We start from the raw sequence: 9,761 nt of genomic DNA, 5'->3' as shown, positions 1-9,761 counted from the left end.
CATGACGATGCGGGGCCCGACGCCGGTGATCGGCCCACCGTGGGTGCGGCCTCTGACCGACCGAGGACCGGCCGACGACCCGCCGAGAACCGGCCGACCTGGTGGGCCGCCGTGGGTGGGTAGCACTCACCCGGTTGCGGGCACGCAACGTATGACGGCGAACACCCGACGGAATCGGATGGCCTGCGATGCCCGGCATGCGTGCGAATGATCACCGCTTCGGTCTGGCGGCCGAGGCCTACGTCTTCGGCTACCCGCTGGTGAGCAGCGTGCGACTGCTGGACCGGTATGCCGGCGGTGGGCTCGGGAGCCGCGGGAACACCGGCTTCAACTACTTCGACCACCAGTGGGAGCTGCCCGGGCCGCGCTCGTCGTTCGTCAGCCTGGAGGCGGACCTGCTGTCGTCGATCGCCCTGGTCGACCTCGCGGTCGGCCCGGTGATCCTGAAGGTGCCGACCGACCCGGAGCCGCCGCTGCTGGTCGTGTTCACCGACCTGTGGCGCAACGTGTTCGCTTATGTGGGGTCGGCCGGCATCACCGGCACCGAGCCCCCGGTGCCCTCGTCCTACATCCTGGTGCCGCCCGGGTGGACGCGGCGGCTGCCCGTCGGGTTCGTCCCGATCGAGGCCCCCACCCGGCTGCTCATCGTGACCGCGCGGATCGCCCTGGACAGCCCGCAGGACGCCGACCTCGTCCACCATCGGCAGGACGCGCTGCGGTTGTTCCCGCTCAACCCGCACGGGCCGGCGGCCCCCGGCCCGCCCCCGTTCACCTCGACGATCTGCGAAGACCTGCGGTTCTGGGAGGAGCTGCGGATGTGGCTGGCGGCGTTCCCGCCGGCGTCGGCCGAGGTCGAGTACGCCCACCGGTTCGCCCCGCTGGGCCTGTTCGACGATCCGTCGCCCTACGTCGACCCGGATCCGTCGCTGGCCTGGTCGCTGCGCGGCGGCCTGCGGGCGGGCCGCGACGGGCTGGAACGTCTGGTGCACGCCGGCCGGGCGCTGCGCGGTGGCTGGTCGAGCACCCCACACGCACTGGACTTCAACATCGACTTCTTCGGTCCCGGTACCCGCGACGACCCGGCCTGGCGGATCGCGGACCGCCAGCACGGACGCCTGGCCCGGGCGATCCTCGCCCGCCAGCCGGTCGGCCCGACCCACGGCTACCGCAGTCTGCGCGCGAGCTGCCTGTTCGACGCGGACGGTCGACGTCTGACCGGCGCGTACCGCTACACCCTCGACTTCGCGCCGCCGCCGGACGGGGCGAGCTGGTCGCTCACCATGCACGACTATCCCGACTACTACCTGGTCGACAATCCGCTGTCCCGCTACTGGCTGGGCAGCCGCACCAAGGGCTTACGCACCCGACCGGACGGCTCGGTCCGCCTGTTCCTGCAGTGCGAACCACCGTCGGACGACGACGAACTGGCGAACTGGCTGCCCACCGCCCCCGGCGACTTCCGGCCGACCCTGCGCGTCGACGGCCCCGGCCCCGCGGTACTCGACGACAGCTACGCCCCACCCACCATCCAGCGGATCGACTGACCCGGACGACCCACCACCAGCAGCACCAGCACCATCACCGCCGGCACCGGTTGCCGCGCACCCGTTGCCGCGCACCGGCTGCCACTTACTGGGCGCGGCTCACCGGCTGCCGGACCGTCCCTGGCCCGGCGCCGAGGCGAGGGTGAGGCTCAGCGGTGGACGAGCACCGGCCCCGACCTCGTCGACGCGCCCAAGCGACCCGAGCACCGTGACCGCCGCCGACCCCGCGCGGGTCACCGCACCGGGGGCGCTGGGAGTACCGGGGGCAGCGGGGGTGGCGAGCCGGACGGGGAGGATCTGGCGGTCCACCGTGCGGTCCCGCCCGTGGGTGTCCGTGGCCAGCAGAGCGACGGTGACCGACGTGCCGCGGCCACCGCGCACGGCGCTGGCCGTCACGGTGGGTGAGTCCGGTTCTGCGGTGTCGCCGCCGCCGGACGGGGCGAGGTCCGCCGGGTCGAGGCCGTCCGCGTCGACGGTGAGGGTGAACGCGCTGGCCGCCCGCGGATCGACCGGGACCGTCAGGCGATGGCTGCCCGCGGTGACCACCAGCCGAGCCGATCGCACCGGTCCCGACACCGACCGGGCGCCGACGGCCACCGTCACCTCGACCTGCCCGCCGGCCCGGACAGCCAGCCGTTCGAGCCGGGCCGCCGACGGCGAACTCGGCGACCGGTTGTACGCGGTGGCCAGCCGCAGCAGGTAGGCCGGCCGGTCGGGATGGTCCGCCGCGACGGTCAGGTCGTCCACACCGCGGGCGATGGCGTACAGCTGCCGGCCGTCGAGGTCCGGCCCGTTGGCGGTCACCGGCGAGGGATGCCCCAGGAAGGCGGGGTTGGCCGCGACGAACACCAGCGGCCGTCCCGGCAGCCCGGCCACCATGGCGCGCAGGTCCTTGTCGTGGTCGGTGAGCACGAGGTTGTCGCGCACCGCACCGGAGAACACGAAGCTGGTCAGCACCGCCACGGCGGTCACCACCGGCACGAGCACCGCGAGGCCCACCCGTCGTCCGCGGGCCAGCAGCGCCGCCGCCCCCGCCGCAGCGCCCCGCGCACCCAGATGGACCAGCGGGATGAGCACCGGGACCAGGTAGAACGGCCCGACGTAGCGAATCCCACCCCACAGCTCGGCCGCGTTCCACGCCCCCCAGAACCCGACATATCCGATCAGGAACACCACGGCGCCGACCCCGAGCATCGCCGCCGGGGCGGGCAGCCGTCGCCGCGCGGCGGCGCCGATCGCCGCGGCGGCCAGCACCACCCCGCCGCAGGCCCAGCCACCCATCAACCACAGATGGTCCCCGACCGAGCGCAGCCCGTCGGGCAGCCCGAACTGGTGCAGCCCGTCCGCGGGGTAGAGCCGGCGCCCACCGAAGCCGAGCCGGTCGTCCGGTTCGAGCAGGGCGAACGGCAACCGCAGCGGGTTGCCGGTCGCCGCCAGGTTCGTCACCAGCACCACTACGGCGGGCACGGCCAGCCCGCACAGCAGCCAGCGCAGCAGCCACCAGCGCCGGCCCACGCTGGTGACCGCCAGCCACACCGCCAGCGGACCCAGCAGCAGCACCACGTCGTAGGGCCGCACCGCGGCGGCCACCCCCAGGGCGGCGCCCCCCAGCGCGACCGGCCAGGCCCGCAGGCGACGCCGCCCGCGCAGCACCCCGAGGACCGCGGCCTGCGTCAGGATGAGCGCCGGCAGATAGCTGAGCACCATGGCGCTCTGGATCACGGTCAGCGGGGAGAACGCGAGCAGGGTCGCGGACAACGCCGCGACGCGGCGGCTCCCGCCCAGCTCCACGCCGAGCAGGTAGGTGACGACCACCGCGGCCGCGGCGATGACGGCCAGCGCCAGGTCGATGCTGCCGGTCAGCAGCAGACCCACCGCGTAGATCGCCGGGACGAACGGCGTGTACTTCAGGACGTAGTGGCCGTCGACCACCGTGCCCAGCCACGGCAGGTAGGACTGCGCCGGGTCGGGCGCGGCGGGGAACAGCCGCCCGGCGGCGAGGGTGCGGGCGTGCAACAGGTAGATGCCCTCGTCGTTGTTCACCGACAGCAGCGGGAACACGGTGTGCCGCAGCACGACCGCGCCGAGGCCCGCGCACACGGCGAGCGCCACCACGTACCAGCCGACCGCGCTGCGCCGGGGCACGGACGCGTCGTCATCGTGCCCGGAAGTCACCCCCGGCACGCTACCGAGCAGTCGCGGCCCACCGGGCGGCAGGTCCGGCCCGCGCCGCACTGGCCACGGACCGGACCCGCGCGGGCTAGCCGACCAGCGCATCCGCGTGACGATCCGCGCTGTCGCGCCCGTCGTGGCGGCTCGACATCTCGGCGGGCAGGGGCAGCTCCGGCAGGTCGGCGAATTCCGCCAGCCCGTCGTCACCCGCCGCCACGGCATCATCGGTGAACTCCTCGGCCTGGTCGTCGGGCTGGCCGGCGGCCTGGTCGTCGGGCTGCGCGGTAGGTGCCGGCGCGGGCGCGGGCGTGCTGCCCCGGGCCAGTCGCTGCGAGCGGGCGCCATGCCAGGTCAGCTCGGCCCCGACCGCCTCGGCGTCGATCTCGAAGGAGACCCGCCGCTCGCCCTCGCTCGTCTCGAACGACCGCTGGCGCAGATGCCCGAAGACCAGGGCCCGGTCCCCCCTTGGTCAGGCTGGAGGCGACGTTGTCGGCGAGCTGGCGCCAGCAGGAGACCCGCACGAACAACGTGGCGCCGTCGACCCAGCGGTTCTCCGCCCGGTCGAACCGCCGCGGCGTGGACGCCAGCCGAAAGCTGCAGACGGACGCGCCGCCCGCCGTCACCCGCAGCTCCGGCGCGTCGACGAGGTTGCCGACGACAGTGATGGTGGTGTCAAGCATGGTGCTCCTCAGGTTCAGGGAGGGTGCCCCACGACCGGTGTTCGGGGTGCGTCCCAGCCTGCGACACCACCGCGGCCCGGCAAAGCCCACCCGGTGTGGCTGTGGACGACGCGACGCCGTCCACAGCCGGCGCATCCCCACATCGGACCCGGTAGGAGCGGCCCGGGGCGGGGAACACCGTTCGCGGACGGGAACACCATCCGGGACACCCCGGTTGTCGCTGTGGGGCTGTTGTCCTCACGGACGCCGCACCCGCCGCTGGCCGTAGACCCGGACGATCCGGGCCACGCCGTCCACGGCAGGCGGTGCCGTCCGTGGGGCGAACCGCCGCCGCGGGCCCCGGCAGCACCCCGTGCCGTCCCGCACACCGCCACACCGTCGTACCGGAGGACACTGATGTCGACGACCACGACCCCCACCAGCACGGACGCCGCCGCGAGCGGCTCGTTCCGACTCGGCGACGACCTGCCGGTCAACCGGCTCGGGTTCGGCGCGATGCGGATCACCGGCGCTGGGATCTGGGGGCCACCCGCCGACCCGGCGCAGGCCCTGGCCGTCCTGCGCCGAGCTGTAGATCTTGGCGTGACCTTCATCGACACCGCCGACTCGTACGGTCCGGAAGTCAGCGAGGACCTGATCGCCGAGGCGCTGTACCCGTACCCGGCCGACCTGGTCATCGCCACCAAGGGCGGTCTGACCCGCGGCGGCCCGAACCAGTGGGCCCCCGTCGGCCGTCCCGCCTACCTGCGCCAGCAGGTGGAGATGTCGCTGCGCCGCCTGCGACTCGAGCGCATCGACCTCTACCAGCTGCACCGGATCGACCCCGACACCCCCGTCGAGGACTCCCTCGGCGAGCTGAAGGCCCTCCAGGACGAAGGCAAGATCCGCCACATCGGCCTGTCCGAGGTCAACGTGACCGAGCTGGCCCACGCCCGTTCCATCGTGCCGATCGTCAGCGTGCAGAACCGCTACAACCTGGCCTACCGCACCGCCGAGGAGCTGCTCGACTACGCCGAGAAGGAGAACATCGCCTTCATCCCCTGGGACCCGATGGCCACCGGCCGGCTGGCCCAGCCCGGCGGTGTCCTCGACACCGCCGCCAGGACGCACACCGCCTCCCCCGCCCAGCTGGCCCTCGCCTGGCTGCTGCGCCGCTCGCCGGTGGTCCTGCCCATTCCCGGCACCTCGTCGGTGGCCCACGTGGAGGAGAACATCGCCGCCGCCGGTATCACCCTCACCGACCAGGAGTTCACCGACCTGGCCCACCTCGCCGCCTGACCCTGGCGACACCCAGACACCAGCGGTACCACCGGCTGATCGCCGAGTAGCCCCGGCGGCCGTCACCCGATCAGGTGACGGCCGCCGGGCTCGGCACCAACGCCGCCAGGCACGACGAAGCACCACAACCGCGACCACAAGCCGTCGCTTCGACGCTACGGACGCAGGCGTGTCCACCACGTGTCCAGCACAGGCCCTGAACTTGCTACCCTGAGTTCGGCCCGCCCGGTGGGCCCACGCATCAACGCGCCCGTAGCTCAGTGGATAGAGCGAGTGCCTTCTAAGCACCAGGTCGCAGGTTCGATCCCTGCCGGGCGCACTCGTGGATCACGCCCACATGCGGCGCCTTGCGATCCCCTCGCCATGTCTGCCGGGGAGCCGAGCTCCCCGAAACCCCCCACGTGTAGCAACGCCTGTAGCAACGGGCCGGATGTGCTCAGGACCGCGGGCCGGTCAGGTGGCCGTCGAGTTCGCCGAGGGCGCGGCGCTTCTCCCCCATGGACGCATGGGCGTACAGCGTCCATGGTGATCCGTCTGTCGGACGAAGCGGAGCGTCTCGACCTGCACCTGGCAGCGCCGGGCCCGGAAGATGTGCCGCAGCGCCTCGGCCCGCTCCGCCCACTGTTCGGGGGTCTGGCCGGGTAGCAGTTCCACCCGCGGGGTGTCCACGGCACGGGTGGAATGGATCGTGCGGATACGCGGGAAGTACTCGTCGAACGTCACCTGATCGGCGTTCGAGGTGGGCATCTGAATCGCAAGGTCGGTGTGGACCATCGCCGCCCGCTACCGCCAGCGGTAGACGAACGTCAGCCGCACCCGCCCCCACAGCCAGTGGCCCACCCAGGCGCACGACCGGGGATGCAGCCACGCCCAGATGACCGTCACCACGGCCAGCCCGCTGGCCAGCGCGGTCAGGCCCACCAGGCCGAACCGGTGGGTGAACAGCAGCAGGCCGACCACGACGGCGACCGCGATCCGGTGGCGGAAGGACCAGCGGGCTGCGAGCCACAGGCCCTTCCCCGCGACCGCCAGGAGCAGCATCCACAGCGGCACCCGCACCGTGTCCGCGCGGGTGGGAATCTGCCGTGTGGGACGGTCTCCCCTGATTCTGGACATGACAAACACCACCTGTTTTCGAGCGCACAAAACCACGGAGACGAAAAGGGGAGAAAGAACAGCGGGTGGACCCGGAGCGGACAGCGATCCGAGCCGCCGGCCGGAAATGGTGGTGCTATGCGGCGCGGTTCTCCACCGCAGCCAGAGGATTCGCGATGTCAGCCGAAGGGTTCGCCGTTTCCTCAGCGTCGAATGTGAGTGTCAGCCCCGCCGCCGGTGTTCCGGCCACTGTCGGGCAGAACCCACAATGCTCCGCTCGCCGAGCGCTCGCCAAGCGCATATACGGGTGGGGATAACGCGCCGATATAGAAATGCGCTCAGCGTTGCGGCGATCTTCCGGACAGCACTCGTCGACCGCTAGTGTTTGACGTGCGACAAGCGACAGGAGGTGTTGAGTCGAGATGCTGCGTGACACCGCGACGGGCGAGGACTGGCCGGCGGTCGGCCAGGCCGTCAACGTCCGTATGCGAGAGCGCCGGATCACCCAGCAGGCCCTTGCCGCCGTGTCTGGGGTGTCGGTGGCCACCTTGCGCGAGCTTCAGCGCGGGACGAGCCGCCGCCGCGCGCAGGACACAACTCTCATAGCCATCGCCCGCGCCCTCGGCTGGCCCGACGATCATCTGCTGACCGTGCTTCTCGGTGAATCACCGCGTGACGTGACCATCCCGCCCCCGCCGATCGATCAGCAGATCCTTGAGGTGCTGTTGAGGATCGAGCGTCGCGTTGCCGACCTCGGCGTGTACCTGCGGGTGCCGACCGCGGGAGGCGACGACGGCCAGGGCCAGCCCGCCGGATGCGACGAAGGGCCGGATCGGACAGCGGGATAACTCCACTGTCCGATCCGGCCCAGCCGCACGGGGCCCTCCAGGTCAGCCGTCAGCCGGGGGCACCGGGTCGGGGGAAGGTTCGCCGTCGTCTGCCGGAACGCCCTCGGCGAGGCGGCTGACGTACAGGCGCACGGTGTCGAGGGCTTCGCAGTATCCGGCGCGGAACGCCTGCCGTTCCCCCGTCGTCATCCACCGTGACCGGTTCGGTTCCGCATCCGGCACGTCGAGCGCCGAGCCGCGCAGCGTCACCAGCTCCCGGCGCGACGGAACCTCACCGGGCAGGCGGTAGACCAGCACGGTATCGACGTCGCCGAACGCGGCCAGGAACTCCACCCCCGCCGGCATCTCACCGAGTGCCCGGTACAGGTCTCCCGCCGTCGACCCGGGCCGCACCGACAGAGCCCACTCGCCAGGGCCCCACGGCACCATCGTCACCGCGACAGGAGGCACTTCCTCTGGCCGTTCGAGGGCGTCGGCCGACCAGGGGTTCACCGGACCCGCCGCTGCCGACGAACCGGCGGATGCCCCAAAGCCCCGCCGCGCACCATCCCACCGCTGTCAGCCAGTGGGGTGCCGACCAGGAACCGCAGCGGGCACACCTGATGCTCGGCCCACCCATGTTCGCTCGCGTACCGGTCAGCATCGGCCGCGGTCCGGAAAGCGACCACCGCTTCCCGCACCAGCCCGTTTCCCCCGGGCTCGAAACTGATCGCGCCGAACAGCAGCCCACTGCGCTGCCCTGTCGTTTTCGTCGAGTCGTCGTCCGCTGGCGTCATCTCGTCCTTCCCGTCGCATCGTCACCGGGACCACTGCGCCCGCCGTCCCACGCTCGGCGCGGGAAACGGGACAGCCCGGACGTACGCTGACGTCGCCAGGCAGTTCCGAATAGATATGCGGCTGAATACCGAGCGTGGATAGACTGGCGGACGGTGCGCACATCGCCACAGCGCAGCTTCGTCTGACGGGAGCCACCGCCCATGACCCGACGCCGCCCGCTGCCCACCGCGCCGACCGGACTATGGGACCGGCCCGACATGGCCGCCGCCCTCGCCGAACGCGACATGCAGGCGGTGCTGACGATCTACAAGCGGTGGACCGGCGCGTCCCAACCCCAGATCGCGACCATGACCGGGGTGCCGCAGCCGACGATCAGTCTCATCCTCAATGGCAAACGCCAGGTCTCCAGCATCGAGACCTACGAGAAGTTCGCCGAAGGACTCGACATCCCCCGCGAGCGTCTCGGCCTCGCCGCCGCCCCACCCCCCGCAGACCAGCCGACCGGAAACGCTCCGGGATCAGCCGTCGCCGTTGTGCCCGCTGACGCTGGGCTTGACCGGCGGACAGTTCTCGCTGCGGCTGGGGTCGCCGCGTGGACGCTCGACGAGGAACTGGACGAAGTCACCCGGCGGATGCAGCTGTTCGCCGCCTCCAACGTCGATGATGCCTCCCTCGAACAGTTGGAAGCAAGCGTCGAGGTCGTCGGCCGCCGGTACGAGACCAGCGACGCCGCCACGGTCTACCCAATCGCGTTGAAGCAGCGCCGATGGGTTGCCGAACTCATGGCCGGACACCAGCACCCCGCCCAGCGCCGACACCTCTACCTGGTCGGCGGGAAACTCTCCGGCCTACTGGGCTATCTCGCGTTCGACCTGGGCAACGAGATGGTGGCCCGCGCCTACTGCAACGAGGCGATGAGCCTTGCCAAGGCCGCCGGACACGGCGACCTTGGCGCCTGGGTCCGCGGGACGCAGAGTTTCATCGCCTACTACGGCGGCCGGTACCGCGAAGCCCTCGACCTCGCCCGCGACGGCCAGCGCTACGCCCGCGGCGGCCCCGCCTCCATCCGCCTGGCGATCAGCGGCGAGGCTCGCACCCTGGGCAAACTCGGTGACACTGCCGGAGTCGACGAAGCCGTAGCCCGCGCCCTCACCGCCCACACGAAGATCAATGATGCTGATCCGGTCGGCTACTTCCTGTCGTTCGACCCGTTCACCGCCTCCCGCATCGCCGGCAACGCCGCTTCCGCCTACCTCGCTGCCGGAGCCCACGAACGCGCCCGGGAATTCACCGACCAGGCAATCCCCATCTTCGCCGCCGCCGAGTCCACCGCCAGCCATGGAGGCTTATGCAGAAGTCTGATTTCA

9 protein-coding genes, 1 tRNA gene and 1 pseudogene are annotated in these 9,761 nt (G+C 71.8%); 5 read left to right on the top strand and 6 right to left on the bottom strand.

From position 1 onward, the window contains the following. Positions 1-197 precede the first annotated feature (197 nt). Positions 198-1,544 carry a DUF1214 domain-containing protein gene (locus G6R24_RS14520; RefSeq protein WP_163549785.1) on the top strand — a complete coding sequence of 449 codons (1,347 nt, stop codon included), beginning with the start codon at positions 198-200 and terminating at the stop codon, positions 1,542-1,544. A gap of 99 nt (positions 1,545-1,643) precedes the next feature. On the opposite strand, the gene G6R24_RS14515 is transcribed toward G6R24_RS14520, so the two are convergent. The 3 genes from G6R24_RS14515 to G6R24_RS14510 all read right to left on the bottom strand — a co-directional run bounded on the left by G6R24_RS14515 (position 1,644) and on the right by G6R24_RS14510 (position 4,396). Next, positions 1,644-3,719 (bottom strand): DUF7846 domain-containing protein, encoded by a 2,076-nt coding sequence (locus G6R24_RS14515; RefSeq protein ID WP_225438538.1) that lies wholly within the window; start codon positions 3,717-3,719, stop codon positions 1,644-1,646. An 85-nt stretch (positions 3,720-3,804) separates the two neighbouring features. Further along, a complete protein-coding gene (locus G6R24_RS23395) occupies positions 3,805-3,933 on the bottom strand; it encodes a hypothetical protein (protein WP_263864064.1) in 129 nt (42 codons plus the stop codon). 4 nt (positions 3,934-3,937) lie between these two features. Continuing rightward, on the bottom strand, positions 3,938-4,396 hold the full coding sequence (locus G6R24_RS14510; RefSeq protein ID WP_225438537.1) for a single-stranded DNA-binding protein: 459 nt from the start codon (positions 4,394-4,396) through the stop codon (positions 3,938-3,940). 396 nt (positions 4,397-4,792) lie between these two features. Here G6R24_RS14510 and G6R24_RS14505 point away from each other — a divergent pair, with 396 nt between their 5' ends. Further along, positions 4,793-5,674 carry an aldo/keto reductase gene (locus tag G6R24_RS14505; RefSeq protein WP_163549783.1) on the top strand — a complete coding sequence of 294 codons (882 nt, stop codon included), beginning with the start codon at positions 4,793-4,795 and terminating at the stop codon, positions 5,672-5,674. 246 nt (positions 5,675-5,920) lie between these two features. After that, positions 5,921-5,993, top strand: a tRNA-Arg gene (locus tag G6R24_RS14500). Positions 5,994-6,196: 203 nt separating this feature from the next. Here the strand turns inward: G6R24_RS14500 and G6R24_RS14495 are convergent. Beyond that, positions 6,197-6,790: pseudogene (locus G6R24_RS14495) on the bottom strand (FtsK/SpoIIIE domain-containing protein); the annotation flags it as partial. 401 nt (positions 6,791-7,191) lie between these two features. On the opposite strand from G6R24_RS14495, the gene G6R24_RS14490 reads away from it, so the two are divergent. Continuing rightward, positions 7,192-7,617: a helix-turn-helix domain-containing protein gene (locus G6R24_RS14490; RefSeq protein ID WP_163549782.1), complete on the top strand. Its 426-nt coding sequence runs from the start codon at positions 7,192-7,194 to the stop codon at positions 7,615-7,617. A 42-nt stretch (positions 7,618-7,659) separates the two neighbouring features. Here the strand turns inward: G6R24_RS14490 and G6R24_RS14485 are convergent, their stop codons facing one another. Both G6R24_RS14485 and G6R24_RS14480 read right to left on the bottom strand, forming a co-directional pair. Continuing rightward, positions 7,660-8,046, bottom strand: coding sequence for a hypothetical protein (locus G6R24_RS14485; protein ID WP_163549781.1), 387 nt, complete (start codon positions 8,044-8,046; stop codon positions 7,660-7,662). 59 nt (positions 8,047-8,105) lie between these two features. Continuing rightward, on the bottom strand, positions 8,106-8,393 hold the full coding sequence (locus tag G6R24_RS14480; RefSeq protein WP_163549780.1) for a hypothetical protein: 288 nt from the start codon (positions 8,391-8,393) through the stop codon (positions 8,106-8,108). A gap of 201 nt (positions 8,394-8,594) precedes the next feature. Here G6R24_RS14480 and G6R24_RS14475 point away from each other — a divergent pair. Beyond that, positions 8,595-9,761: helix-turn-helix domain-containing protein (locus G6R24_RS14475; RefSeq protein ID WP_163549779.1), on the top strand; the 1,167-nt coding region annotated here is incomplete at its 3' end.

The organism is Candidatus Frankia nodulisporulans, from assembly GCF_902806475.1.
GTDB lineage: Bacteria > Actinomycetota > Actinomycetes > Frankiales > Frankiaceae > Frankia > Frankia umida.
This window is presented reverse-complemented; position numbering and strand designations above follow the sequence as displayed.

Bases quoted from the DNA above. Each gene is read 5' to 3' on its own strand.
- G6R24_RS14490 (WP_163549782.1), top strand. From the start codon at position 7,192: ATGCTGCGTGACACCGCGACGGGCGAGGACTGGCCGGCGGTCGGCCAG.
- G6R24_RS14510 (WP_225438537.1), bottom strand. From the start codon at position 4,396: ATGCTTGACACCACCATCACTGTCGTCGGCAACCTCGTCGACGCGCCG.
- G6R24_RS14520 (WP_163549785.1), top strand. From the start codon at position 198: ATGCGTGCGAATGATCACCGCTTCGGTCTGGCGGCCGAGGCCTACGTC.
- G6R24_RS14485 (WP_163549781.1), bottom strand. From the start codon at position 8,046: ATGGTGCCGTGGGGCCCTGGCGAGTGGGCTCTGTCGGTGCGGCCCGGG.
- G6R24_RS14480 (WP_163549780.1), bottom strand. From the start codon at position 8,393: ATGACGCCAGCGGACGACGACTCGACGAAAACGACAGGGCAGCGCAGT.
- G6R24_RS14505 (WP_163549783.1), top strand. From the start codon at position 4,793: ATGTCGACGACCACGACCCCCACCAGCACGGACGCCGCCGCGAGCGGC.